The organism is Carboxylicivirga agarovorans, assembly GCF_050589845.1.
GTDB classification, from domain to species: domain Bacteria; phylum Bacteroidota; class Bacteroidia; order Bacteroidales; family Marinilabiliaceae; genus Carboxylicivirga; species Carboxylicivirga agarovorans.
The window spans coordinates 55838-81620 of record NZ_JBNGPA010000018.1 but is presented as its reverse complement, the minus strand read 5'-3'; the positions used below and the strand labels follow the sequence as shown (position 1 = coordinate 81620).

At 39.0% G+C, this 25783-nt stretch carries 22 protein-coding genes; 5 read left to right on the top strand and 17 right to left on the bottom strand.

Going from position 1 to position 25783, the window contains the following annotated elements; all coding sequences use genetic code 11:
- Positions 1-40: 40 nt before the first annotated feature.
- From ACRD69_RS16705 to ACRD69_RS16695, 3 genes are all read right to left on the bottom strand, one after another.
- Entirely contained in the window at positions 41-1081 is a 1041-nt protein-coding gene (locus tag ACRD69_RS16705; RefSeq protein ID WP_430816261.1) for a fasciclin domain-containing protein, read from the bottom strand.
- A 201-nt stretch (positions 1082-1282) separates the two neighbouring features.
- Positions 1283-1543, bottom strand: coding sequence for a DUF4884 domain-containing protein (locus ACRD69_RS16700; RefSeq protein ID WP_430816260.1), 261 nt, complete (start codon positions 1541-1543; stop codon positions 1283-1285).
- Between the two features lie 17 nt (positions 1544-1560).
- Positions 1561-2100, bottom strand: coding sequence for a GNAT family N-acetyltransferase (locus tag ACRD69_RS16695; RefSeq protein ID WP_430816259.1), 540 nt, complete (start codon positions 2098-2100; stop codon positions 1561-1563).
- A 248-nt stretch (positions 2101-2348) separates the two neighbouring features.
- Between ACRD69_RS16695 and ACRD69_RS16690 the strand changes: the two genes are divergently transcribed.
- Both ACRD69_RS16690 and ACRD69_RS16685 read left to right on the top strand, forming a co-directional pair.
- Positions 2349-3083 carry a lysophospholipid acyltransferase family protein gene (locus ACRD69_RS16690; RefSeq protein WP_430816258.1) on the top strand — a complete coding sequence of 245 codons (735 nt, stop codon included), beginning with the start codon at positions 2349-2351 and terminating at the stop codon, positions 3081-3083.
- Between the two features lie 121 nt (positions 3084-3204).
- A complete protein-coding gene (locus ACRD69_RS16685; RefSeq protein ID WP_430816257.1) occupies positions 3205-4977 on the top strand; it encodes a hypothetical protein in 1773 nt (590 codons plus the stop codon).
- Between the two features lie 36 nt (positions 4978-5013).
- Here ACRD69_RS16685 and tilS read toward each other — a convergent pair whose 3' ends face one another.
- The 6 genes from tilS to proS all read right to left on the bottom strand — a co-directional run bounded on the left by tilS (position 5014) and on the right by proS (position 12197).
- Positions 5014-6342 carry a tRNA lysidine(34) synthetase TilS gene (gene tilS / locus ACRD69_RS16680; RefSeq protein ID WP_430816256.1) on the bottom strand — a complete coding sequence of 443 codons (1329 nt, stop codon included), beginning with the start codon at positions 6340-6342 and terminating at the stop codon, positions 5014-5016.
- An 8-nt stretch (positions 6343-6350) separates the two neighbouring features.
- Entirely contained in the window at positions 6351-7652 is a 1302-nt protein-coding gene (locus ACRD69_RS16675; RefSeq protein ID WP_430816255.1) for an anthranilate synthase component I family protein, read from the bottom strand.
- 247 nt (positions 7653-7899) lie between these two features.
- Positions 7900-8532: a peroxiredoxin gene (locus ACRD69_RS16670; RefSeq protein WP_430816254.1), complete on the bottom strand. Its 633-nt coding sequence runs from the start codon at positions 8530-8532 to the stop codon at positions 7900-7902.
- A gap of 89 nt (positions 8533-8621) precedes the next feature.
- Positions 8622-9848, bottom strand: a complete 1227-nt coding sequence (gene pepT, locus ACRD69_RS16665) for a peptidase T (protein WP_430816253.1) — start codon at positions 9846-9848, stop codon at positions 8622-8624.
- Between the two features lie 75 nt (positions 9849-9923).
- Positions 9924-10613, bottom strand: a complete 690-nt coding sequence (locus ACRD69_RS16660; protein WP_430816252.1) for a hypothetical protein — start codon at positions 10611-10613, stop codon at positions 9924-9926.
- A gap of 111 nt (positions 10614-10724) precedes the next feature.
- On the bottom strand, positions 10725-12197 hold the full coding sequence (gene proS / locus ACRD69_RS16655; protein WP_430816251.1) for a proline--tRNA ligase: 1473 nt from the start codon (positions 12195-12197) through the stop codon (positions 10725-10727).
- A gap of 203 nt (positions 12198-12400) precedes the next feature.
- Between proS and ACRD69_RS16650 the strand changes: the two genes are divergently transcribed.
- Positions 12401-13939: a hypothetical protein gene (locus ACRD69_RS16650; protein ID WP_430816250.1), complete on the top strand. Its 1539-nt coding sequence runs from the start codon at positions 12401-12403 to the stop codon at positions 13937-13939.
- Between the two features lie 35 nt (positions 13940-13974).
- The gene (locus ACRD69_RS16645; RefSeq protein ID WP_430816249.1) at positions 13975-15588 is read left to right on the top strand and encodes an OmpP1/FadL family transporter; all 1614 of its coding nucleotides are present in this window, start codon (positions 13975-13977) and stop codon (positions 15586-15588) included.
- Positions 15589-15670: 82 nt separating this feature from the next.
- Here the strand turns inward: ACRD69_RS16645 and ACRD69_RS16640 are convergent, their stop codons facing one another.
- The 8 genes from ACRD69_RS16640 to ACRD69_RS16605 all read right to left on the bottom strand — a co-directional run bounded on the left by ACRD69_RS16640 (position 15671) and on the right by ACRD69_RS16605 (position 24112).
- On the bottom strand, positions 15671-16948 hold the full coding sequence (locus ACRD69_RS16640) for a sulfate adenylyltransferase subunit 1 (RefSeq protein ID WP_430816248.1): 1278 nt from the start codon (positions 16946-16948) through the stop codon (positions 15671-15673).
- A gap of 28 nt (positions 16949-16976) precedes the next feature.
- A complete protein-coding gene (gene cysD, locus ACRD69_RS16635; RefSeq protein WP_430816247.1) occupies positions 16977-17882 on the bottom strand; it encodes a sulfate adenylyltransferase subunit CysD in 906 nt (301 codons plus the stop codon).
- 176 nt (positions 17883-18058) lie between these two features.
- On the bottom strand, positions 18059-18904 hold the full coding sequence (locus ACRD69_RS16630; RefSeq protein ID WP_430816246.1) for an enoyl-ACP reductase FabI: 846 nt from the start codon (positions 18902-18904) through the stop codon (positions 18059-18061).
- A gap of 131 nt (positions 18905-19035) precedes the next feature.
- Positions 19036-20691, bottom strand: a complete 1656-nt coding sequence (gene recN / locus ACRD69_RS16625) for a DNA repair protein RecN (protein ID WP_430816245.1) — start codon at positions 20689-20691, stop codon at positions 19036-19038.
- Between the two features lies 1 nt (position 20692).
- Positions 20693-21589 carry a type IX secretion system protein PorD gene (porD, locus tag ACRD69_RS16620; protein ID WP_430816244.1) on the bottom strand — a complete coding sequence of 299 codons (897 nt, stop codon included), beginning with the start codon at positions 21587-21589 and terminating at the stop codon, positions 20693-20695.
- A gap of 16 nt (positions 21590-21605) precedes the next feature.
- Positions 21606-22823 (bottom strand): bifunctional phosphopantothenoylcysteine decarboxylase/phosphopantothenate--cysteine ligase CoaBC, encoded by a 1218-nt coding sequence (coaBC, locus tag ACRD69_RS16615; RefSeq protein ID WP_430816243.1) that lies wholly within the window; start codon positions 22821-22823, stop codon positions 21606-21608.
- Between the two features lie 106 nt (positions 22824-22929).
- Positions 22930-23268, bottom strand: coding sequence for a DNA-directed RNA polymerase subunit omega (locus ACRD69_RS16610; RefSeq protein ID WP_430816242.1), 339 nt, complete (start codon positions 23266-23268; stop codon positions 22930-22932).
- 10 nt (positions 23269-23278) lie between these two features.
- Complete coding sequence (locus ACRD69_RS16605; RefSeq protein ID WP_430816241.1) at positions 23279-24112, bottom strand: outer membrane protein assembly factor BamD; 834 nt, start codon at positions 24110-24112, stop codon at positions 23279-23281.
- 365 nt (positions 24113-24477) lie between these two features.
- Between ACRD69_RS16605 and ACRD69_RS16600 the strand changes: the two genes are divergently transcribed.
- On the top strand, positions 24478-25731 hold the full coding sequence (locus ACRD69_RS16600) for an aminotransferase class I/II-fold pyridoxal phosphate-dependent enzyme (RefSeq protein WP_430816240.1): 1254 nt from the start codon (positions 24478-24480) through the stop codon (positions 25729-25731).
- Positions 25732-25783: the final 52 nt, after the last annotated feature.

The following is a 25783-nucleotide window of genomic DNA, read 5'->3' as shown; positions in this document are numbered from 1 at the left end:
GCTATTTACCCCTTTGTTTTATTTATTAGTTAACAGTTCATTATTCAAGCGGTGGAAGAATGACTCTGTCAATCACATGAATAACACCATTGGTTCCCTGAATATTAAGTAATGATGCGATTAAACCAGCTTCCCGGCTATTTGCATCGGTAATGGTCGGACCGGTTACATCAATGGTAAACGAATCGCCCTGTAAAGTTGGCACACTGGCGGGACCAGCAGGCAAATCACTTGAGTACACTCGCCCTTCAATAACGTGATATAGCAGAACCTGCGTTAATAATTCAACTGGAATGTCATCCAATGAATTAAATTCAGGACCTAATTCTTGAAGTAAAGCAACAAAAGCATCGTTGGTTGGAGCAAAAACAGTAAATGGTCCACCTGTAGCTAAGGTCTCAGCCAAATCAGCTTTTATCACAGCGTCAACCAATATCGAAAAGGCTTCGTTACCCTGGGCTATTTCAACTATATTCTGCGTCGGAGGTAACAGCACTTCATCAATAATGTGAATAATTCCATTTAAGGCACGAATATCGGCATATTGCACAGTGGCATCGTTTATCATCACACCATCACTCAGGTCTACCTCAACAGCTGCACCGTTTAATGTTGGTACAAATCCATTACTAAGCATTGTTGATTTAACCTTTCCCTGAACAACGTGATACAAAAGAATAGTTTTTAACTGATCAGTCGGCACTTCACGGATACTCTTAACGCCAATTTCATCAAAAAGTTTCTTAAAAGCTTCGTCGGTAGGTGCAAACACAGTTAGTTCATTAGATACAACTGTTGTAAATAAACGTGTTTTAAACAGTGCATAAGTCAAATTTCTGAATGTTGGGTACGTTCTCCAACGTCTTTTCAACTCACCATCACTATCGCTGTCAAAAAAGTCAGGATTTTCGGTGATCATCTCAAGTGTCGTTTCAATATCATACATCTCCTGCTGACCATTCTGCTCAGGCGATACTGTGTCTTCATTCTCACATGCAGTAAAAACGAATAAAAAGGTTAATGATACCATTAGAAAAAGACTACCTAACCTTGTGTTCCTTGAATTAATCGCTCTTTTCATATCTCTAAGTTTTAAACGTTTGCAAGAGGTAAACCGAGCGATTATACTTTTGTTTAGCTTTTATTGTTTTTTATTAAACATTTGTAGTGAGAATATTTGCAATTCAACCCAACAGACCTTTAAATGCGGGTAATTCAGTGTCTTGTTAATTATTGTTAAAAATTCATTTTATCTCTCTTTATCTAATTTTAGATAAACACTTTATTCCTTCCGAACAGTGTTTGTTATTACCGTGGAATCATTGGGGATAACTGTAATATCACTGTTGACAGTTGTAAAATAAACATATCGCCCTTCATCGCAAAAGCGATATACCTTACATCCATCGTGTTCAAAAAGGTATGAGACCTGGTAATCGGCATTGTTTGTGGCTGGAGCATGGCTGATTGGCTGTTGAATGGTACATGCATGCAGCAAGCCAGCTGTTAGCAGCAAAACAAGGGAGTAGCGTAACTTATTCATAAGATAAAATTTAAGGGTTAAACATTGTCGGATCGCAGCAAACTAAATACTTCCAGATCGAAGTAAGTATGTTCATTAACCCGTTCTCCGGCGCGCTCAATTCCCTCAAAAATAAAGCCAAGCTTCTCAGGTATTCGTTTGCTCCGCTTATTTCCGCTTGCGCATTTGATTTGTATCCGATTAATACCAAGCCTGGTAAAGGCATATTCACTCAAGTATCTTACACAACTTAGCACAATTCCCTTCTTTTGAAATGGCTCTGATAACCAATAGCCGATTTCGGTCTTACTATTGGCACGGTCAGTAGCTTTAAAGCCCACTAAACCGGCAAAATCATCATTATACCAAATGGTGAATATCAACTCTTTTTGATCGTATGGAACATTGCTTACTGCTTTAATGAAATTTTCGGTATCTGCTTGTACTTTTGTGTGAGCAATAAAAGGAAGCCATTGACCCAAATAGTCACGCTGCTGATCAATTGTATTAAAAATGACTGCTGCATCCTGCATTTTAATTTCACACAACTTAATTTGCTGATTAACTTCAAGTATCATAATCGAAAATTTAAAGATAAACAAGATAATAAACTTTAGCGTCATCATGTTCTCATGCTCTGTCGGTCTCTTATGCCATGATGATTTAACAGCAAGTTAAATTTTACCAGGAACTGCTGATTAAATCAATATTAGAGGTATTTTATTTTCCTGATTAACACTATTTGTAATAATCAGTGTAAATTTGTGGTTGATGTCTTTGTTTTTTTTCGTTTTTTTGCCTCACAATAAATAATAAACACACAAAAATGAAAACTGTCCTTGGCTACCTTCTTACGCCTGTTTTTCACCTTTACTTTGGTTTGATACTTGTTATTTTTCACCTGCCGCAGGTTATTGGCCATAAATTATTTGGCGATCATGCCAGAAGAAAAGTCGTCGACACCCTCAACTTTTTTCTGGTTAAAGGTCTGTACCTTATGGGCTGCCGGGTTAAGTTCTCTGGTTTTGATAACCTGCCGGAGAACCGACCAATCATTATTGTTTCCAACCACCAGAGTTTGTATGATATACCTGCTATTGTTCACGGTTTCAAAAAACACTACCCGAAGTTCATTTCAAAAATTGAGTTGGGAAAAAATTTACCAAGCATCTCCTATAACCTGGTCCATGGCAAATCGGCACTGATCGATCGTTCCAATGGGTCTCAGTCCATTAAAGAGATTTTTAAACTTGGTCGTTTAATTCAGGCTAACAATTATGCGGCATGTATTTTTCCTGAAGGTACAAGAAGTAAAACCGGTCGTGTGAAAAAATTTAAAATACCAGGCATAAGTACTCTATTAAGAGCGGCACCTGATGCTGTTATTGTGCCATTCGCTATTGACGGGCATAGTAGAATGATGTACAAAGGAATGTTTCCTTTAAAATTTGGAGAAAAAATTTCGTATACAGCCCTTGAACCAATAGAGCCAAAAGGTAAGGATGTGGAACAGTTGGTAGCTGATATTCAGTCATTAATTACAAACGAACTCAAGCGTTAATACTGAATATATGACACGTATGTTCTAAAATACTGAAATATAAAGAGAAACGACCTCAGTGTCGTTTTTTTTGTAGCCATTAATAACGTATCTTCGGTAACTTAATTAACCATATTTATTAATGGACATATTGAACAAACACACATTCCACATACCGGTATTGGGTTTGGGTTACACACTGGATACACCGATTAATGTGGCACCGTTGGGCATTTCATCTGTAATATCGTTGGTTGACGACAGACTAATGGAACAGATGCGAGAGTTCTATTGCGAAAAGTTTGACATGCCTTTTAAAGCCATTTCTGAGAAAGCAGAAGACTTTAGGGCTAAACGCATTACATCTTACCTTAATATGGTAGATGATATTGTTAGTAAAAAAGTCTCAGATCTTAAAAAGGCTGCACACGAAAAGAGCGAGGAGCTTGAAAAATACTTCGATATGCTGCCTGATTTTTCTACCATCAAGGAGAAGTTTAGCTTATCGGAAAAAAGCCGTCAGTTAAGAGAAGAGCTTGGCAACTGGATACAGGAACATTTGCCGGTTGGAGACATTGATGTTAACATCATGACTAAGCTGGATAAAGTCAATACTAAAAACGGAGAAGAACTGCCCATTGAATACAACGATGCTCATGCTGCCTTAAGAGGCTTTGCCAACAGCCAGCTTAACTCGTCATTGGTATTGTCTGCAGGCATGAGTCCGCGTCTGTATAGCTACCTTGAAAAGTTCAAAGACTTTTTCCCTGATATTAACGGTCAGCTTAAAAAGAAGATCATTCTTAAAGTAAGTGATTTCCGCTCAGCCCTGGTGCAAGGAAAAATGCTCGCTGCCAAAGGCCTGTGGGTATCTGAATATCGCATTGAAAGTGGTGTTAACTGCGGTGGTCATGCTTTCCCTACCAATGGTGTTTTATTTGGCCCTATCCTCGATGAATTCAAAAAGAACCGGGATAAGCTGCTTGAAACCTGTAAAGGTGTATATGAAACGGCGTTGGCTAAGAAAGAGATAACAGCACCCAATGAAGTGCCTAGCATCAAAGTAACTGCACAAGGAGGAGTAGGAACCAATGAAGAGCACAACTTGTTAATGGAGCACTATCAGATGGACGGTGTTGGCTGGGGAACTCCTTTTATGCTTGTACCTGAAGCTGTAAGTATTGATAAAGAAACACTTGACTTACTAAAAAATGCCAAAGAAAAAGACCTTTACTTCAGCGGTCTTTCTCCATTGGGCGTTCCGTTTAACAGTGTTAAATGGGCCAGCATGAGCCGCCAGCGTCTTGAAAACGCAAGCAACGGCAAGCACGGCATGCCATGTACCAAACAGTTCTTAAAATACAATACTGAGTATACTGAGAAACCAATTTGTACAGCATCAACTCAATACAAAAATAAGAAACTAGCTGAGTTAAATGAGCAAAACCTTTCTGAGGAGGCCTTTCAAACTGCCTATGACACCATTACCGAGAAGGAATGTTTGTGTGTAGGATTAGGTATTTCATTACTTGAGTCGAAAGGTATTGAGGTGGGTCCGACAGATAAAGTAACAGTTTGTCCGGGGCCTAACTTAGCTTACTTTTCAAACGAGGCCAGCCTCAAAGAGATGGTTGATCATATTTATGGCCGTATAAATCTGCTTGACAAACGCCATAGACCTCATATGTTTACTAAGGAATTAAGCATGTATCTTGATATCTTTAAAAAACGTGTTGAAAGCTTTTTATTAAAGCCTGATGATGCGAAAGAAAAGAAACAGTTAACAGCTTTCCAGAAAAACATTACCGATGGGGTTAACTATTATTTTGACTTGTTTAAGGAAAAGAAAAAGGAAGTGGTAACTGAGATTGAGCAATTAATCGCCAGGTACCCGATATTAAAAAACGAATTATAAGGTCAATTGCCACACGGGTTCGCTCGTGTGGCTTTTTTAAATCAATTCAATTTCCAATATCCTTTTGGTTCTGTTGCTCACTTTAAAACGGTCATCAATGCGCTTGCCCAGAACCCACACTATTGCTTCACCACTAAGCATCAGCCATGCATCCTCTTTATCTTTCAGACTATACTTTTCATCAATAAAGAAATCGCTGACCTTTTTAAAACCACTCATACCCAAAGGCATAAAGGCGTCTCCCAACTTCCATTTCCTTACCAACAGTGGCAACTCCACAAGATCAGCATCAAGGTGTATTAATTGCGGATTACGTGAGAACTGAAAGTTATCGGGCTTAATATATATTCGCACTTTGACAGGTAAAACATCACTGTTTTCACCCTCGTCAAGCCAAAAATGCTGCACACCAATTTCCTCAACTGGAAGGACCAGCAGATTGTGGCGATCCTTAATTAAACGATGCGTTTCGCTGAAAAACTGCTTACCGGACAAACCATGTAAATGACCAATTACTTCCCCAACCACTGATGAGTTAAAACCATAAGGGCGCAATACTTCAAACAATAAGGAGGCATAATGCGGGTAATTCTCTAACTTGGATATTGGGATGATTACTTTATTATCTTCATCAACAACATCAGTTGCGATAAAACGCTCCACTTCACTTTCAAGCATGAGTTCTGCATCTTTCAAATGCTCAAGATTTGACTGCATGGTTTCGAAAAAAGCAGGATTGATGGATTCCAGAACCGGTACTATTTCATGCCTTATTTTATTGCGGATAAAGCGTGTATCATCATTCGACACATCGTGGCAATAGTTGATCTGATTACTGTTGCAATATGCTTCAATTGCCGTTCTGGTGAAATCGAGTAAGGGACGAATAACCTTACCATTTCGAAAACTAATACCGCTTAATCCGCGAAGTCCTGTACCCCGCACAAGATTCAGAAAAAAAGTTTCAATGGAATCATTACCATGATGCCCTGTTACCACAGCCTGATAATGATGTTCTTCCACTAACGAATCAAACCAATCATAGCGTAACTCACGGGCTGCCATTTCAATAGAAATTTTCTTCTCTCGGGCATAAATCTTAGTATCGAATGTCGTTTTGTATAATTGAATATTGTTGGCCTCACAAAAAGCTGCCACCAATTGCTCATCAGCATCCGAATCGACACCCCTTAACTGAAAATTACAATGAGCAGCAGCCAGCTGGTATCCATTCTCATCCAATAGATGTAAAAGCGCCATTGAATCAGCTCCCCCACTCACAGCAACCAGTAACCTGTCAGATGTTGAAATGTGGCATTTCTCTTCTAACACTTTAACAACAGCCCGGGTATTTAGCTTATCCATTTTACCACTTATTCTTTAATATTAAACACTTTCATTATGGCCGAGGCTTTTAAGAGGCACTCTTCATATTCTTTTTGAGGCTCCGATTGATTGGTTATGGCCCCTCCCACCATAAAGGAAGCACATTGCTTTTTTCGATTGTACAGTATGCTTCTGATAACCACATTAAAATCAAAATCAGCTTCAGGAGTAACGTACCCGACAGCACCGCTATAAACACCACGTTTGCTGCTTTCATATTGCTCTATTAGCCGCATGGCACTGATCTTGGGTGCCCCCGTCATCGAGCCCATTGGAAATGATGTTTTAATAGCGTCAATCCATGTTTTACCGTCTGACAACTCGGCCGAAATAGATGAAATCATCTGATGCACCTGCTTGAACGAATAAATACCACACAGTTCATCAACCTTTACAGTTCCTCTTTTTGCCACGCGCGACAAGTCATTGCGAACCAAATCCGTTATCATGATATTTTCAGCCTGCTCCTTCTCCGATTTACGCAGATACTGCTTGTTGGAGTTATCTATAAACCAGTTAGGATCGCGGGGCGATGTCCCTTTTATTGGCTGCGATATGAGCCGATCCCCTTCCTTTTTCAGATAACGCTCAGGCGATGCTCCCATCAAAAATTTATCGTGGTATTTGATAAAAGAGGCGAAGGGTGTTGGCGATACTTCCTTCAAGCGTTGAAAAACACACTGCGGCGTCAAATCAATATCCTGAATAAAAAACTCCATACAGTAGTTCAATTCATAAATATCACCTCGCTGTATGTGCCATAAAACCTTACCAATTGCTTCAAGGTATTCTTTATGCGAAACCTGATGATTCAGCTTAATGTTCTCCAGGGCATCTTCAGTAAAGCATGCACTGTTCAAATCATCTAAAAATTCACGAGCTGATTCCTCGGTATCATAATCAGTGAGATAACCGAGTAACCAACTTTCACCATCGTTTAAAAACAGGTATCGCGGCCGAAAGAAATACATTTCAGGCATTTCAATTCGGTCGGGATTATCAGATTCCAACTTCTCCAATTGATTCTTAAGATCATAGGAAAGAAATCCTAATATCCAGTCTTTATGCTGATCGTGAAATAACTTCAACTGATGAAAATCGTTGGTACACTCTCCCACACTTTGCAAACCAGCTATAAAATCATAATTCCGCTTGCTTTTAATACATGCCTGAGCTTCAAAACCGTTAGCATCCAATATTACTGCGGCTCCTTCATTTCGCGAAGCCTGACATATTTGCTGTTTAAAAAGATTCTCATCACCCGGATGTATTTCGAGGAACTTGCGCATTTTGCAAAAGTAAGAAAAAAAGAAGTGACAGCTATTTTTCTCAAGGCATGACTCTAATCATAAATAGCATCGACTATGCCCTTGCAACTTCGCTAAGCGATATTTTCAACAATAGAAATCAGTCACAAATTCAATGAAGAAATGGAAAATAATCAAACTGTTTTTTCCGAAGCAGAGATATTCACAGAGGTGCAAAAAAAAGCACCTCCACTATGGAGGTGCCTTATCAGCTCAGTATATAATTTGATTACTTGTTACCAAGGTAATCGGCAATTCCTTCCTGAGTGGCTGTTAAGCCTTTGTCACCCTTGTGCCAGTCGGCAGGGCAAACCTCTCCGTTCTCTTCGAAAAACTGCAATGCATCGACAATACGAATAGCCTCTTCAACGCTTCGGCCCAGTGGCATATCATTAACAACCTGGTGACGTACCAAACCTTCCTTGTCAATCAGGAATAGTCCGCGGTAAGCCATTGGAGTACCGTTAAATACAATCTGACCATCGTCATTGTAATCATATTCACCAGCTAATACATCATAATTTTCAGAAATTGTTTTGCTATTATCTGCCACCAATGGATACTTCACACCTTTGATACCGCCGTCTTTCGGATCAGTTTGCAACCATTTCCAATGAGAGAATTCTGAATCAACAGAAACACCTACCACCTCAACATTGCGCTGTTCAAACTCTTTCATTTTATCCTGGAAAGCAATAATTTCAGTTGGACATACGAAAGTAAAATCAGCAGGATAGAAATATAAAATAACATACTTCTTACCTTTATATTGCTCCAATGAGAAATTCTCAACAATTTCTCCACCATTAACAACAGCGCTAGCGCTAAATGCAGGGGCTTGTTTTCCTACTAATACAGCCATAATTTTATTATTTTAATCGTTAAACTTATTTCCTTTAAAAGATAAATCACACTTCAAACAAAGTTGTTTTGATGATGTTCAACGATTCTTTACTTTTTTGCTACTAATTCAGAAATTTTAAGAATTACATCCACTGCTTTCTGCATACTTTGCACCGGCACAAACTCAAAACGACCATGAAAGTTATGACCACCGGCAAATATATTCGGACAAGGCAAGCCCATATATGATAAGCGTGAACCATCTGTACCACCTCGTATTGGCTTCACTATCGGTTTAACACCCACTTCCTCCATGGCTTGTTTTGCATAGTCAACCACATGCATCACAGGCTCCACTTTCTCGCGCATGTTATAATACTGATCAGTAATTTCAACAACAGCTGTTCCTTCACCATATTCAGCATTAATTTTATTAATAAGGTGTTGCATTTCTATCTTACGGTCTTCAAACCGATCGCGCTTGAAATCACGAATGATATACATCATTTCTGTCTTTTCAACATCGCCATTGAACATCATCAGGTGATAGAAACCTTCATAACCTTCGGTATGTTCGGGTGTTTCATGGCGCGGCAGCATGGTCATAATTTGATTGGCAATGCGTATAGAGTTTCGCATTTTATTTTTAGCATACCCCGGATGCACCATTCGGCCGTTAACAGTTACCTTAGCTCCTGCAGCATTAAAATTCTCATACTCGAGCTCCCCTATCTGTGATCCATCAAGTGTATAGGCAAACACAGCGCCAAACTTCTTCACATTAAAATGATCGGCACCAGCACCAATTTCTTCATCGGGAGTAAAACCGATGCGAATCTTTCCGTGTTTAATTTCAGGATGTTTGATCAAATACTCGGCCGCTGTTACAATTTCAGCAACCCCTGCTTTATCATCGGCCCCCAAAAGTGTTGTACCATCTGTTACAACCAAGTCCTGTCCTTTGTAGCTTTCTACCTCAGGAAAATCAGCAACTTTCAGAACGATATTTTCTGCTTCATTCAGTTTAATATCTCCTCCCTGATAGTTATTAATAACGCGTGGTTTTACATGCTTACCCGAGAAATCAGGACTGGTATCCATATGTGCTATAAAACCAATAACCGGCACATCTTCATCAATAGTTGCCGGTACCGTGGCCATCACATAACCATTTTCATCCAAAGTAACTTCCTCAAGACCTATTGCCTTCAACTCCTCCGCCAGAGCTTCAGCAAACACCATCTGCCCTGGCGTTGATGGTGTTAAGCCTGTATCGGTATCTGACTGTGTGTCAACAACCACATATTTTAAAAATCGATCTAATACTTGTTCCATATATTTTAAGCTGATAGCTGTTTATATTACTATTCAATTCATCTTGTTGTATCTACAGACAACAGATGTTCCGCACTATTGTTGAACGTCGTCTGCATTGTATACAAAACCCAAGCGTTTGCCAGTCTGCATTTTTGAACTAAGAATCTCCCCGTTCATCTGCATCATGGAAATTATTTTCACATCATCGTAAGGAGGTACCAGCAAATCAAATTCCAGAGAGTACAAAATAGCTGTTTCGATAATTTTTTGCCAATTGTCAGCATTAATTATCGATGTACCAAAATGATTAATACCTGTACCTTTCTGTCTTTTTCCTTCTACAAAATAATGCCCTTCTTTATTGATAAATATCCGGGCTATTAAATAACCGGCATCATTTTCCCTATTATACCTGAATGAATCATGTAAGAAGTTATAGATATTAATAACACCACAGTAGGAGTTATTCTCATTGCCCTTTACATAGTCGCTTTTCCACACTTCATGGTCGCGATCAAATTCAAAGGTATTGGTATGCATATGAAACACCAGCACATCACCCGCCACCTTTAACTGCGATACAAACTCGCCTTTATCTTCAAATAAAAGGTGTATACGTTTATCATCATTACCCAACTGAATATTATACTCTTGCTGTACTTTTTTAAGCACTTCTTTTAACAGATCAAAATTCTTTTTTGTCGATTCAAATACATCTTGCTTAACAACCGCTTTGGACTGAAGAATATTTACAATTCCTTTTTTGATTTCATCGTTAATCATATAAAGTGCTTTTAGTTAAACTTAGTTGAGAGGCTAATTTAAGTTTTTTCGCATAAAAAAAGGGAAACCTTTATCATGGTCTCCCTCTTCTTGAATAATATCATGTAATTATTAATAAGCCCTCGCAAACATTACGCGCTTTTTCGATGGTTGACCTGAATAAATACAAACTCCATCTTCATCAGGCTGATCCAAAGGAATACAGCGAATCGTAGCTTTTGTTTCGTCTTTGATTTTCTGCTCTGTTTCAGGTGTTCCGTCCCAATGAGCCATAATGAAACCACCTTTATCCAATTGAGCTTTAAAATCCTCGTAAGTATCAACCGATACTGTGCTTTCAGCTCTGAAATCAAGGGCTTTCTGAAATATATTCTCCTGAATATCATCCAACAGTTTCACAATATGCTCATCGACACCATCAAACTGCACAACCTCTTTAGTTAATGTATCACGACGTGCCACTTCAACTGTTCCGTTTTCCAGATCGCGAGGCCCTAAGCCTAAACGTACAGGCACACCTTTCAATTCATATTCTGCAAATTTCCAGCCTGGCTTCTTGTTATCGTTATCATCAAACTTCACCTCGATACCTTTGTCTCTAAGCTTAGAGATCAGTCCGCTTGCAGCGTCCTTGATCTTAGCTAATTCCTCAGGTTTGCGGAAGATAGGAACGATCACCACCTGTATAGGTGCTAATTTTGGAGGCAATACCAAACCATTGTCATCAGAGTGGGCCATAATTAAGGCCCCCATCAAACGTGTTGAAACACCCCATGATGTAGCCCAAACATAATCCTCTTTACCCTCTTTATTGGCAAATTTCACATCAAATGCCTTGGCAAAATTCTGACCTAAAAAGTGAGAAGTACCCGACTGCAACGCTTTACCATCCTGCATCAATGCTTCAATAGTATATGTTTCAAGAGCTCCGGCGAAACGTTCATTAGCCGATTTAATACCCTTAACAACAGGCACAGCCATAAACTTCTCAGCAAAATCCCCATAAACATTGATCATTGTTTCGGTCTCTTCAATTGCTTCTTGCTTTGTTGAGTGAGCAGTATGCCCCTCTTGCCACAAGAACTCTGCTGTTCGCAAAAATAATCGTGTACGCATCTCCCAACGCACTACGTTAGCCCATTGATTACATTTGATCGGTAAATCACGATATGACTGAATCCAGTTTTTATAGGTATTCCAGATAATAGTCTCAGAAGTTGGACGAACAATTAATTCTTCTTCCAATTTTGCTTCCGGATCAACTACCACACCGTTTCCATCAGGATCGTTCATCAGGCGATAGTGAGTTACAACCGCACATTCTTTAGCAAAACCTTCGACGTGATCAGCTTCTTTACTAAAGAAAGACTTGGGAATAAAAATCGGGAAGTAAGCGTTTTCATGACCGGTATCCTTAAACATACGGTCTAAAACACTTTGCATTTTTTCCCATATGGCATAACCATAAGGCTTAATTACCATACATCCACGTACAGCTGAATTTTCAGCTAAATCTGCTTTGAGTACAAGATCATTGTACCATTGTGAATAACTTTCACTCCTAGGCGTCAACACTTTTGCCATTTTCTTATTCTTAATTTGTATCCGTTTCTTTACAAGAGGCACAAAAATAAGAAAATTTAAAGCAATTCATTAGGTCGAAACAAGCGATTTTTTAATATTGTACACCACAATTACCTGCATAACCTAATACCAGCGATAGTATTATTGTTTTTTTGAAATATTTTTACATTTTTTAATATTACGGCACGCTTTTTGTTAATTTTATGGCAAATATTAAACCATGTAAATCCGGAGGATTAGTGATGAAAACCTATACAATTTTCGGCTTATTTATAATTCTACTTCTAAGTGGATGTAGTTCTTCACAGTGGGTTGACAGTAGTTATTATGACGATGACCTTTATTACAGCCCCAAGAGCAACCCTGTAGTAGTTGATGATTCATATTCTCCAGTTGAGCAAAACAAAGAGCTTAAAAAAGAGGATAAAAAGGATTTCAACCAACTTAAGAGCGAATACAATAAATCAGATCTGGCTGTTGAAGACAATAGAAATTTTTCACAAATTCAATCAGATTACCTCGGATTACTTGCAAACGATTCCATTGCACAAATGGACTCTTTGTTATATTATAATGAAGAAACCGGTTATTGGGTTAATGGTTTCGCCGGTCCGTCAATGGATCAGGATTATGCCGAACGCCTGATCAAGTTTCATGGACCATTCAATGGTATACCATATTGGTCTCCCCTTTATAACGACATGGTTTATTTTAATAACTGGGACTGGAATGTTTACGTTGATGGCAATTACGCTTATGCTTTTCCAACGTGGAGTAACCCATGGTACAATGACTATCGCTTCAATTACGGATATGGCAACCCATGGAGATGGAACTTTTCTATGAGTTGGGGATGGGGATATCCTTATTATGGATATGGCTACAATGATCCCTGGTGTTCTCCATGGTATAATCCTTGGTACGGACCATATTACTGTACACCATACTGCAATCCATATTACGGAGGTCATTATCCTGGCTACTACCCAGGTGGTGGCAGTGGCGGGGTTGTCCACATGAGAGACTATAAGCCTCGCGGAGGTCAGGCCTCATCAATTCGCCCGGGAGGCAGCAGCACCATAAGCTCAAGCAGATCTGGTGGTGGACGAAGCAGCACAGGCACTTCAACCAACTCCTATCCTAAATCTTCAAACACAAGACAATCATATAGTATTGGCAATACAAGAGTTAACTACAATGGTAATTCAACCAAAACTGTTACCAATACAAATACTGGTCGCACGTATACTTATTCGAACAATCAAAATTCAAATACAAAAAGTAATGCAAATAACCAGTCTGGTTCAAAATCCAACTCAAATGAGCGAGTAGGTACCAGCAGAAGAGGTTATACGCCAAGCTATTCTAATTCAAGAAGCAATAACAATCGCTCAAGCTATAACAGAAACTCAAGTTATACCAGACCATCTACAAGCAAAAGCACTGGCACTTCAACCCGTTCAGGCAGCAGTCGCAGCTACTCAGGAAGTTCGGGCAAAAACTACAATAATTCAGGCACACGCTCTTCTTATTCACCAAGTCGCTCATCGGGCAGCAGTAGCCGTAGCTCTTATACTCCAAGTCGCTCATCAGGCAGCTCCAGCCGTAGCTCTTACAGTTCATCGGGCAGCTCAGGCAGAGTTTCAAGTGGATCAAGCAGCTCACGTAGCTCCGGCGGCTCAAGCAGCGGTGGCTCATCTCGCAGCAGTGGCGGTAGTAGAAGTGGTGGTGGACGACGTTAAAACCTAATCTAATTTACCCTTATAATTTTATCATTATGAAAAGAGCACTATTTTTTATGATAATCAGCGTTTGTTTTGCCAGCATCATGGAGGCACAGAACCTGGACGATGCTGTTCGATTCAACAAAAGAGAGTTAACAGGTACATCACGCTCACTAGGTATGGCTAATGCGTTTGGTGCACTGGGTGGTGATTTGAGCTCACTAAGCATCAACCCGGCAGGTATTGCAGTATACAGAACGTCTGAGTTTGCTTTTACTCCTTCCATATCGTTAAATCAATCAAAAGCAGGCTTTGGAAGTTTTAGCGATAACGATGATAAATACTCCTTCCCTTTTAATCAAATCGGTGGTGTATCAACATACAAGCCATTACGAGAAAAAGACAAAGGACTGATAAGTACGCATTTTGGCTTCACTTATAACAGAACTGCTGACTTCAATGAAAACACATCGATGTTAATTGGTCAGGGAGTTACAGATGGTGACTACAATATTGATGGCCAAATCACAGGGGTACGTACACTATTAAGTGCCATAAGAAATGAGGCACACGGCTATTATGACAATAACGGAAACTTTGTTCCAATTAATGCCACACCTAATCAACTTACCGGAAGGGCCAAATGGGCCTACGAAACCTACATGCTCGATCCTCTTTTTGAAGATGGTACTCATTACTTCAGCCAATATGAAGACGTAATTGATTATGACGACGGAACAAGTACTATTTACAACCGAAATGTAAATGGCATTACACAATACAACATTATTGAAAGGGATGGATATTCCGGAGAATATGGCTTTACTTTTGGTGCCAATATCAGCAATGTCCTTTTAGTAGGAACATCAATCAACCTGCAATCATTCCGGTTCGAACAAACTGAAAGCTTCAGAGAAGTAAACAACAACAGCTTTGACCCTTCAGGCCCACAAGACATGGATTACTTTGATGCATACAATAAACTGAAACAAAAAGGGATCGGTGTCAATGCCAAGCTTGGAATAATTCTCAACCTGCATCCTTTGAGGATCGGAGCTTCTTTCCACACACCAACATTTATGGACGTGGATGAAGAATACTATTCAGGTATTAGCTCGTACTTAGTTAACTACAATCATTACGATCATAAATCAACAATAAGCGAATTTGATTATAATTACCGAACGCCCTACAGAGCACAAGGCAGTATCGCAATGGTTCTTGGTAAATTCGCATTACTGTCTGTTGATTATGAAATGACAGACCACACATCCTCAAAATTCAGCTCAAGCAGTTACGAAACAATGTTTAAAAGGCTAAATGATGACATTGACGAGCAAATGAAAGTAACACACGACTTTAGAGCAGGTATAGAGATCAAACCCATTCCTTATTTTGCACTACGTGCAGGTGCTGCATATTTCGATTCTCCGATTAAAAAAGAGTATTTAGATACTGAACTTACAAAGTGGATGGCAACAGGAGGTATAGGTATTCGAAACAAGAATTTCTTTTTTGATATAGCATATGCTTACAAGTTCAATGAGGACAACTATTATTTAAATACAAGCGAAGGTTCAATGCTAGAAGGACTTTCGTTTGCTGAACCAGTTGCGTTAGAATATCGCAACCACCAGGCCAGCTTTACCTTTGGTTGGAAATTTTAACCTTCTCCAACCTATTCTTAACCATAACAAAGCCGCTTTCCATGTTGAAAAGCGGCTTTTATATTTTTTCAAGAATATACTCTTAGATAATCATACCAGCAGCAACTGTTTCATTGGTTGCTTCATCAACCAAAATTATACTACCTGTAATACGGTTACGACTATATGAATCGAAGAACAACGGTTTGGTAGAACGAATTTTGATACGTGCAATATCATTCATACCTACTTCTTTATCTTCTTCATTCTTCTCAAGTGTATTAATATTCATCTTATATTGAATATCAGTTACCATACAACGAGCATCAGCCGATGTGTGTTTGATCACATATTTACCACGTGGCATTAACGTACGTTCATTAAACCAACAAACCATAGCTTCGATATCCTGACTATTCTTAGGTTCTGAACCATTGTTTTTCTTAATTAACATATCTCCTCGACTGATGTCAATTTCATCTTCCAAAGTAATTGAGACCGATTGAGGGGCAAAACCAATCTCCAAAGGCTCTTCCATCATATCGATTGTCTTCACTTTTGAAGTAAAACCACTAGGCAATACACCTACTTCATCGCCAACCTTTATTGCACCACTTGCAATACGACCAGCATAACCGCGATAATCAGGCCATTCAGCCGACTGGGGACGAATAACATACTGAACAGGGAAACGGAAATCATCGTGGTTAATATCACTGCTAATGTGAATATTCTCCAATAAATACATTAACGTTGGCCCATCATACCAATCCATCACTTCAGAGCGTTCAACCACGTTGTCGCCTTTCAATGCACTAATTGGCACAAAACGTATATCTTTCACCGATAATTTAGATGACACTGCATCAATATCAGTTTTGATTTTTTCAAAAGTTTCCTGACTGTAATCAACCAGATCCATTTTATTGATACAGAAAATCACATGAGGAATTTGTAACAATGACGCGATGTAGGCATGACGCAATGTTTGCTCTAACACACCATGACGCGCATCAACCAAAATCAAAGCCACATTAGCAGTACTTGCGCCCGTTACCATGTTACGGGTATACTGAATGTGTCCAGGAGTATCGGCAATAATAAACTTTCGCTTAGGTGTAGCAAAGTAGCGATAGGCCACATCAATAGTGATTCCCTGCTCACGCTCTGAGCGCAATCCATCAGTTAATAAAGCCAGATTTACTTCCTCGTGCCCTGAACGTTCACTAACACGCTCAATGGCCTCCATCTGATCTTCAAAGATGGCTTTACTATCGTATAATAAACGACCGATTAAGGTACTTTTACCGTCATCTACACTACCTGCTGTGGTGAAGCGTAAAAGCTCCATATCTAAATATCCTGATTCTTTTCCGGACATATTATTGAGTTTTCAGATTTAACAAAGATTAAAAATAGCCTTCTCGTTTACGATCTTCCATCGCTGATTCAGAACGCTTATCATCGGCACGGCCCCCACGTTCAGTTGTTCGGGTTGAAGCAACTTCGTGAATAATATCTTCAAGGGTATTGGCTGTTGACAAGGTCAAACCAGTACAGGTAACATCACCAATAGTACGACAACGCACATCAAGGGTTTTAACCTCTTCAGTTTCCTTTAACTGCATAAATGGAAGCTTGGCTAACCAAACACCATCGCGATTAAACACTTCGCGTTTATGGGTAAAATAAAGGCTAGGTAACTCAATTTGCTCCATATAGATGTATTGCCACACATCCATTTCGGTCCAGTTACTGATAGGGAATACACGGAAATGCTCACCCATGTTTTTACGACCGTTGAAAATATTCCAAAGCTCCGGACGCTGATTCTTTGGATCCCATTGACCAAACTCATCACGGTGCGAGAAGAAACGCTCTTTGGCACGCGCTTTTTCCTCATCGCGACGACCACCACCCATTGCAGCATCAAACTTATGACCTTCAATCGCATCTAAAAGGGTAGTCGTCTGCAACTTATTACGACTTGCATTTACACCTTTTTCTTCAACAACACGTCCCTGGTCAATCGAATCCTGAACAAGAGCTACAATGCATTTGGTTCCAGTCTCTTCCATTACGCGATCGCGGTATTCCAATGCCTCCGGGAAGTTATGCCCCGTATCGATATGCATTAATGGGAAAGGTACCTTGGCAGGCCAGAAAGCTTTACGCGCCAGGTGAAACATAACAATTGAGTCTTTTCCTCCGGAGAATAACATCACAGGATTTTCAAACTGGGCGGCTACCTCACGAATGACATAGATTGATTCCGCTTCCAATTCCTTAAGGTGATTTATTCGGTATTGATCCATAATAAGTTGATTTGTCCTAATATATTATTTGGCCAACATAAAGTCTGTGCCATTTTTTTTCACAAAAACGTCGCCAAATTTAGTGATTAATAAAAGACTATGAAAATTTTGAGAGCAGTGCTTTTAAGGAATTTAACCCTATAAAAAAAGGGTGCTTTACGCACCCTTTTCTGATTTTAGTATTTTGTCTCTAAATCGTCGGTGTCAAAACTTTTATTATACTGTGTCATCGCCCTTAAACTCATACCTACATTTGAGAAACCTCCATCGTGGAATAAGTTCTGCATCGTAACCTTCTTAGTCAGGTCTGAGAACATTGTAATACAGTAGTCGGCACAATCGGCAGCGTCCGCATTTCCAAGAGGTGACATACGGTCAGAGAAGTCAATAAGTCCATCAATACCTTTAACTCCACTACCGGCCGTTGTAACTGTTGGTGACTGCGAAATTGTATTTACACGCACTTTTCGCTCACGCCCGTAAATATAACCAAAGCTTCGTGCAATAGACTCCAGAAGAGCCTTGGCATCAGCCATGTCATTATAACCATAAAATACACGCTGCGCTGCCACATAGCTTAATCCCAACATAGAGCCCCACTCATTAACAGCATCCATCTTGAAAGCTACTTGCAACATTTTGTGAAATGAAATAGCCGAAATATCTAAAGTTTTATTTAGATAATTGTAATCTAAATCATGATAAACCCTCTTTTTACGAACGTTTAAAGACATACCGATTGAATGAAGCACAAAATCAACTTTACCGCCAAGTACTTCCATCGATTTTTCAAAAACATTCTCAAGGTCGGCTACATTTGTAGCATCTGCAGGAATAATTTCTGCCTCACATTTTTTACCTAACTCAACCACTTCTCCCATACGGCAGGCAACAGGTGTGTTAGACAATGTAAAACGTGCTCCTTCTTCGTAAGCCCTTTCGGCTACTTTCCATGCGATAGACATGTCATTAAGGGCACCAAAAATAATCCCTCTTTTTCCTTTTAAAAGATCAAATCCCATATCAATTTATTTTTGAGCGCACAAATATACAGCATATGTTGCACAACACAAGTTTCAATTTTAATAATTCTTTACCTAACCTATTACAACAAGTAACAAGTTAAAAGGTTTTGTAAGTTATAAATACCTGATTAGTTATTCAATAGGGTACGTGCATTCTCAATGGCCGCTTCGGATAAAGTTGAGCCACTTAACATCTTTGCAACTTCCACCACCCTATCTTCATGTGATAATTTTCGAATATTTGAAATGGTTTTGTCGGCCTGGTCAGTTTTAAACACTTTAAAATGATAATCTCCTTTGACCGTAATTTGAGGCAAATGAGTTATACTAATGACCTGCATAGAACTTCCCATTTGAGCCATAATACTTCCCATCTGATCAGCAACCTCTCCTGAAACACCTGTATCAATTTCATCAAATATAATAGTTGGCAATCCTTTGGATGAAGACAATAAGGATTTAATCGACAACATAACTCTTGATATCTCTCCTCCTGAAGCGACTTTATTAATTGGCGCAGGCGTTCCTCCTTTGTTTCCCGCAAATAAGAACTGAATCTCATCTTTACCATTTGTTGTAAAATCGTCATTCAAGGCATGCCTTATAACAAAGTTGGCATGTGGAATACCCAATGCCTGCAATTGTTTTTCAATACCCGACTTCACCAAAGCAAAAACTTCTTTTCTAGATTTTGTAATAGAAGCACTCACTTTATTTAAATTGCTTGTCAGTTTTTCCAATTCTCTTTGTTTAGACTTTAAGTCTTCATCAAAAAAGTTAACCTTGTCGATATTTTGTTGGAGATCATCTTTCAATGAGATCAAATCGGCTATTGATTCGACACGATGCTTTTGTTGCAAACCATAGATAAGATCCAGGCGCTCCTGCACTTTCTGAACTGCGTCTGGATCATAATCTAAGTCCTCCGAACGCGCCTCCAGATCATCAGCCAAATCTTTCAAATCTATTCTTGCTGACTCAAGACGTTTTGTTAAGTCTTCACCATCCGCAAGGTAAGAGCTAATCTTCTCCAACTTAGAAACCGAATCAGCTAACAGATCCACAACAGGTGATGGTTCCTGACTCAAATTATTTACAACATCTACCAGGTTAGTCTTAATTTCTTCTGCATGTGACAACTGCTCCAAAAGCTGTTCCAATTCTTGTTGCTCATCAACCTTCAGATTTGCAGAATCTAGCTGCTCAAACTGAAATTGCATGTAATCCAGATCCGCTTTTTGCTTGTCATTTTCCGCTATCATCCGATCAATATCCTTAATAAGCGCTTTATAACTTCTGAATAATTGCGAATAATCACTCAATAAGTTTTTATTGTTCGCCAGGGTATCAACCACCATCATGTGGAAACCATTATCATCAAGCAAAAGATTTTGATGCTGAGAATGCACGTCGATCAATTGAGCACTTATACTTTTCAGGAAACCCAAATTAACCGGCGTATCATTTACAAATGCACGCGACTTTCCCGATGGCAATAGTTCACGTCTTATTATCGTTACATCATCATAATCAACGTCATTCTCTTCGAAGAAATCAACTAAACCATAGTTCCCGATAAAAAACTCACCTTCAACGACACATTTCTGTTCTTTATTAAGTAATGCATTGGTATCGCTTCGCTGTCCGAGAATCAGCGACAAAGCTCCCAACAAAACAGATTTTCCCGCACCTGTCTCTCCTGTTATAACCGTTAAACCGCTATCGAAAACAACTTCAACTTTATCGATTAATGCGTAATTGGAGATTGATAATGACTTAAGCATATTAATTTGAGGATAATATCTTTTCGTATTTCTTATTATTGGCAGGGTCAACTTCCATCAGTAAATCAACAACACGCCCCTTTTCCATTGAGAATGACTCTTCAAATATATTTACCAACTCATCAGACTTAGCGGTAAAAAACACCTGGGTGAAAAAAGAACTTGGTCTCTGGCGATGAACTTTTCGTGTAAGTTCCAGTGCTTTAACAATCTCAGCACGCCCTTCTTCAACCTTATCGCTCATTCTATCCAATCCTTTTCTGTGATATTGATACATACACTGACGCAACGGGCGGTGGTATTCATTCAGAATATTTTCAGTCAACCAGTAACGATTTCGTTGTCCTTCAAAAGATTTCCAACCTGACTCCCTGGCACTTTGAGCACGGTTCACAATTCGTTCCGCCTCTTGAAAGTAGGGTGTACCTCCGCTGTTTTGATAAGAGTCATAATCCAGCCCTAAAACAATATTGGCATAATAAGCCAACACCGCTACTAAATTTGAGTCAAAACTATTCGGATTATACACCAACGGTTCGAATTCAACATATTTAAAATGAAAATCCTGATCCTGATGATTAAACAAAACTGTATAGTAATTTGAGTTATAGACCGGACGTCGAGCCTGAATCTGAAATGAACCTTTAAACTCATCAATCGAGATCACCTCTGCAATATTTATCATGATATTACAGTCTATACGTTCTTCAGGAGCAAATTTATCATTCGTCCATTTCTGATTATTCATGAACTCCATAATAGCCGTTTGTAAGGTCTCAAACACCTTTTTATTGGAGCTTTGCACCTGTGGCGACACTACCTGAACAGCACATTGAAACTCTTGCGCAATTAGCGCAGAATTTATAATCAGGAAAAGAACAATTGCAATTTTTCTCATACTCGTTAAAAGTTAACTAGCCTCCGATATTGAAAAAACATTCAACTAATTCATCAACAACATCGACTGCCACATCTGTTTTAGATTTTAACGCAAATTCCTTGACCTTATTATGTTTATTGATGATGGTAATTTTATTGGTGTCAGAATTAAATCCGGCACCTTCATCTTTTAAGCTATTTAAAACTATAAAATCAAGATTCTTCTTTTCAAGCTTTTTCTGGGCATTAGCCATTGCATCCTGAGTCTCTAAAGCAAAACCAACCAACACTTGCTTGTCAGATTTATCCTTACCCAATGATGCTGCAATGTCAGTAGTAGCTTTTAGCTTAACAGACAATTCATCTTCTTTTCTTTTGATCTTTTCATTCGCTTTAACTAAAGGTGTATAATCTGCCACTGCTGCACACATAATAGCTGCATTCATTTGACTGAACCTGCTCCTACTCTCGTAGCTCATCTCCTCTGCACTTACAACATCAATTCGCTCAATATTTGGATGACATGTTTTGATTTGCGCAGGACCACTAACCAATGTTACCCTGGCTCCTCGCGAAGCTAATTCTTCAGCCAGGGCATAGCCCATCTTACCAGATGAATAATTACCAATAAAACGAACAGGATCTATTTTTTCATGGGTGGGTCCGGCTGTAACAAGAATATTTTTCCCTGTTAAATCCTGTTTCTCTCTTCTTACAAAGAACTCTTTCAGCTGTGATACAATTTCCTCTGGTTCAGCCATGCGACCTTTTCCAATCAAACCACTGGCCAATTCACCTGCATTAGGTTCGATCAGGTGGTTACCATACGATCGCAAGGTATCCATATTTCTCTGTGTTGAGGGATGCTGATACATATCCAGATCCATTGTCGGTGCCACAAACACCGGACAGCGAGCTGACAGGTATGTAGTGATAAGCAAGTTATCTGCTATCCCATTGGCCATTTTGCCCATTGTATTAGCTGTTGCAGGAGCCACAATCATTGCATCCGCCCACAAACCACTATCAACATGACTATTCCAGGCTCCATTCTCAGGGTCAAAGAATTCAACCAAAATTGGCCGCTTCGATAAAGTAGCCATCGTTAATGGTGTAATAAACTGCTTTGCCAGTTTAGTCATAATCACTTGTACTTCGGCTCCTTCCTTTACCAATAAACGTGTTAATTGTGCACATTTATAGGCTGCAATTCCGCCCGAAATTCCCAGAATAAACTTTTTTCCTTGTAGCATACTCCAAAAATAAAAAAAGATAAAAGAGAATATACTATTCCCCTTTACCTTTTATATTTTTTAAAAACAATTCCTGAACATTTGTCCAAAGAGGACAGTCTAAGTTTTACTCAGCCGATTCTTCCCTGTCCGGATTGCGGTGATAAACATTACCCTCTACAAATTCCTGCGTTGCAATACAAACAGGTTTAGGCAAACGCTCATAGAAACGTGAGATCTCAATTTGCTCACGGTTTTCAAATACCTCTTCTAAATTATCAGTATATGATGCAAACTCCTGAAGCTTCTTGTTTAACTCCTCTTTCATCTCAGAGCTAATCTGATTAGCACGTTTTCCCAAAACCACGATTGATTCGTAGATGTTGCCGGTTGGCTCAGACAATTCGTTCTTATCCCAAGTTACTGTCGATACCGGTGCATTTGTTTTTTTGTAGTCGATTGACATATGATAATTTTTAATTTACTGCTACTTCTGTATTATATCCTTTTAGCATCTTATCTGTATCTGCAAAGATACGATCTGCTTTCTTTCTATACTTACCTTCGGGAAATTCATTTACAAATGAATAGTATTCGTCTAAAGTATCACGAACACGTTCTTCTTTCTTTTCCTCCACACTGTTTACAGCCTGAATGTATTTTGATTCCAGAATCAAGAACGATAGCTCTTCTCTGTATTTCGTATCCGGAAAATCCTTCAAACTATTTTGTGCGGCAATCACAGCCGACTGATAGTTATTACCCATGTAATCACCCAAATTGTAATATAACTTAGCGTTAAGGTATGACTTAAACACCAGCTTATCCCTCAACTCATCCATTAAACGTGTTGACTCTTCAACCCGCGCACTGTTAGGGTACATATTAATAAACAACTGAAACTCCTGAATGGCATCTTCAGTTGTGGTTTGATCAAGACGGGGCTTTGGTGAACGCTTGTAATAACAATACGCACTCATGTACTGACATTCTTCAGCATAATCACCGGCTGGAAAATTTTTCACATACTCACGATAGTAATGGCCCGCTGTCAAATAATCATTTAAACCATACAAACAATTGGCATAAGTATAATTGACTTCTTCAGCCTTATCTGTACCCCTGTAAATATTCACAAGCTGTCCCATTAAGGTTGCAGCCCTGGTATAATCTTCTTTCTCATAATAGTTCATTGCCTCAGTATACCAAAGTTCATAATCCTGACTTTTCAATAACTTCTGGTATTTACTACAACTCGTTCCCACAAGTCCTAACAACGCAACTACAAACACTAAGTATTTCAACTTCATATATTTGAATATTATGAGATTCTTATATTATAAATAAACACAGTTAACTTAAAACTGTTTTTACAACGTGCAAAGATAATCTTTAGTATTAAACCTCACAACCCTCTGTTTGATATATTCAACAAGCACAACAGTTTGCACTAATCATCAATGACATTTTCTCAACCAAAGTTTTTACCCTTCAACAAAAGAATCGGACTTCAAGAACAAAACCCCCTAACAGTCTATTATTCAAACAACACAAAACAACAAATGACTCAACAATAGCAACTCAATCAAACATCCTATCTTTTTTAACAAGGTTTCTTTCAAAAAGATAAGATAAAACATTACATTTGCTGCGAAAATTTTAAAAGCTCAGTATAGTGGATATTTTCGATAAAATAAAAGAACATATGGGTCCTTTGGGCCAATATGGAAAAGAAGCACACGGTTATTTCATGTTCCCAAAACTAGAAGGGGAAATAAGTCCAAAAATGAAATTCCGTGGAAAAGAAGTACTTACATGGAGTTTAAACAACTACCTTGGTTTAGCTAACCACCCTGATGTTCGCAAGGCAGATGCAGATGCTGCTGTTGAATACGGTATGGCATATCCTATGGGTGCCCGTATGATGTCAGGACAAACAAGTAAACACGAAGAGTTAGAATCGAAACTAGCTGAATTCGTAGGAAAAGAAGATGCTTACCTGCTTAACTTCGGTTACCAGGGAATGGTATCAATCATTGATACATTGGTGAGCCGTAATGATGTAATTGTATATGATTCTGAATCACATGCATGTATCATGGACGGTATCTTCCTGCATAAAGCTAAAGGTGGTAAGAGCTTCGTTTTTGCACACAACGAAATGGACAAGTGCGAAAAGATGCTGAAGTTCGCTACAAAACGTGCCAACGAAACAGGAGGTGGTATTCTTGTGATCACTGAAGGTGTATTTGGCATGGCAGGTGACTTAGGTAATTTGAAAGACATTGTTAAATTAAAGGAAAAATACGACTTCCGTATCCTGGTTGATGATGCACACGGATTTGGTACAATGGGTAAAACCGGTGCTGGTGTAGCCGAGCACTATGGTGTTGTAGATCAAATTGATGTTGTATTTAATACATTTGCCAAGTCTATGGCCGGAATTGGTGGTTTTGTTGCGGGTACTGAAGAGGTTGTTAACTACCTTCGTTATAATATGCGTTCGCAAATTTTTGCGAAATCATTACCAATGCCAATGGTAATGGGCGCCCTTAAACGCTTGGAAATGTTGCGTGACGAACCCGAGCACAAAGCTAACCTTTGGAAAGTAGTTGAAAGATTACAAACAGGACTTAAAGATGCTGGTTTTAATTTAGGTAAAACTGAATCTCCTGTTACTCCAGTATTCCTAGAAGGAAATGTAGCTGAAGCAACACAGTTAACAATGGATCTTCGTGAGAATTACAACATTTTCTGTTCGATCGTTGTTTACCCGGTAATTCCTAAGGATCAGATTATGCTTCGTATCATCCCTACAGCTGTTCACACTATGGAAGATGTGGATTATACTATTAAAGCATTCCGTGAAGTTCAGGAAAAACTTAAAGATGGCAAATACAAGAGCGATAAGATTGCGAGCGTAATCTAAGACCTCTTTTGATAAAATAAAAAGGGTAATCTGTTTAGATTACCCTTTTCTT

What these genes read in the sequence shown, in the direction of transcription:
- ACRD69_RS16670 (WP_430816254.1), bottom strand. Translation starts at nt 8,532, where the DNA reads ATGGCTGTATTAGTAGGAAAACAAGCCCCTGCATTTAGCGCTAGCGCT.
- pepT (WP_430816253.1), bottom strand. Translation starts at nt 9,848, where the DNA reads ATGGAACAAGTATTAGATCGATTTTTAAAATATGTGGTTGTTGACACA.
- porD (WP_430816244.1), bottom strand. Translation starts at nt 21,589, where the DNA reads ATGAGAAAAATTGCAATTGTTCTTTTCCTGATTATAAATTCTGCGCTA.
- ACRD69_RS16690 (WP_430816258.1), top strand. Translation starts at nt 2,349, where the DNA reads ATGAAAACTGTCCTTGGCTACCTTCTTACGCCTGTTTTTCACCTTTAC.
- proS (WP_430816251.1), bottom strand. Translation starts at nt 12,197, where the DNA reads ATGGCAAAAGTGTTGACGCCTAGGAGTGAAAGTTATTCACAATGGTAC.
- cysD (WP_430816247.1), bottom strand. Translation starts at nt 17,882, where the DNA reads ATGGATCAATACCGAATAAATCACCTTAAGGAATTGGAAGCGGAATCA.
- ACRD69_RS16640 (WP_430816248.1), bottom strand. Translation starts at nt 16,948, where the DNA reads ATGTCCGGAAAAGAATCAGGATATTTAGATATGGAGCTTTTACGCTTC.
- ACRD69_RS16705 (WP_430816261.1), bottom strand. Translation starts at nt 1,081, where the DNA reads ATGAAAAGAGCGATTAATTCAAGGAACACAAGGTTAGGTAGTCTTTTT.
- ACRD69_RS16695 (WP_430816259.1), bottom strand. Translation starts at nt 2,100, where the DNA reads ATGATACTTGAAGTTAATCAGCAAATTAAGTTGTGTGAAATTAAAATG.
- ACRD69_RS16685 (WP_430816257.1), top strand. Translation starts at nt 3,205, where the DNA reads ATGGACATATTGAACAAACACACATTCCACATACCGGTATTGGGTTTG.
- ACRD69_RS16650 (WP_430816250.1), top strand. Translation starts at nt 12,401, where the DNA reads ATGGCAAATATTAAACCATGTAAATCCGGAGGATTAGTGATGAAAACC.
- ACRD69_RS16645 (WP_430816249.1), top strand. Translation starts at nt 13,975, where the DNA reads ATGAAAAGAGCACTATTTTTTATGATAATCAGCGTTTGTTTTGCCAGC.
- ACRD69_RS16700 (WP_430816260.1), bottom strand. Translation starts at nt 1,543, where the DNA reads ATGAATAAGTTACGCTACTCCCTTGTTTTGCTGCTAACAGCTGGCTTG.
- tilS (WP_430816256.1), bottom strand. Translation starts at nt 6,342, where the DNA reads ATGGATAAGCTAAATACCCGGGCTGTTGTTAAAGTGTTAGAAGAGAAA.
- ACRD69_RS16610 (WP_430816242.1), bottom strand. Translation starts at nt 23,268, where the DNA reads ATGTCAATCGACTACAAAAAAACAAATGCACCGGTATCGACAGTAACT.
- ACRD69_RS16660 (WP_430816252.1), bottom strand. Translation starts at nt 10,613, where the DNA reads ATGATTAACGATGAAATCAAAAAAGGAATTGTAAATATTCTTCAGTCC.
- recN (WP_430816245.1), bottom strand. Translation starts at nt 20,691, where the DNA reads ATGCTTAAGTCATTATCAATCTCCAATTACGCATTAATCGATAAAGTT.
- ACRD69_RS16675 (WP_430816255.1), bottom strand. Translation starts at nt 7,652, where the DNA reads ATGCGCAAGTTCCTCGAAATACATCCGGGTGATGAGAATCTTTTTAAA.
- ACRD69_RS16605 (WP_430816241.1), bottom strand. Translation starts at nt 24,112, where the DNA reads ATGAAGTTGAAATACTTAGTGTTTGTAGTTGCGTTGTTAGGACTTGTG.
- ACRD69_RS16630 (WP_430816246.1), bottom strand. Translation starts at nt 18,904, where the DNA reads ATGGGATTTGATCTTTTAAAAGGAAAAAGAGGGATTATTTTTGGTGCC.
- coaBC (WP_430816243.1), bottom strand. Translation starts at nt 22,823, where the DNA reads ATGCTACAAGGAAAAAAGTTTATTCTGGGAATTTCGGGCGGAATTGCA.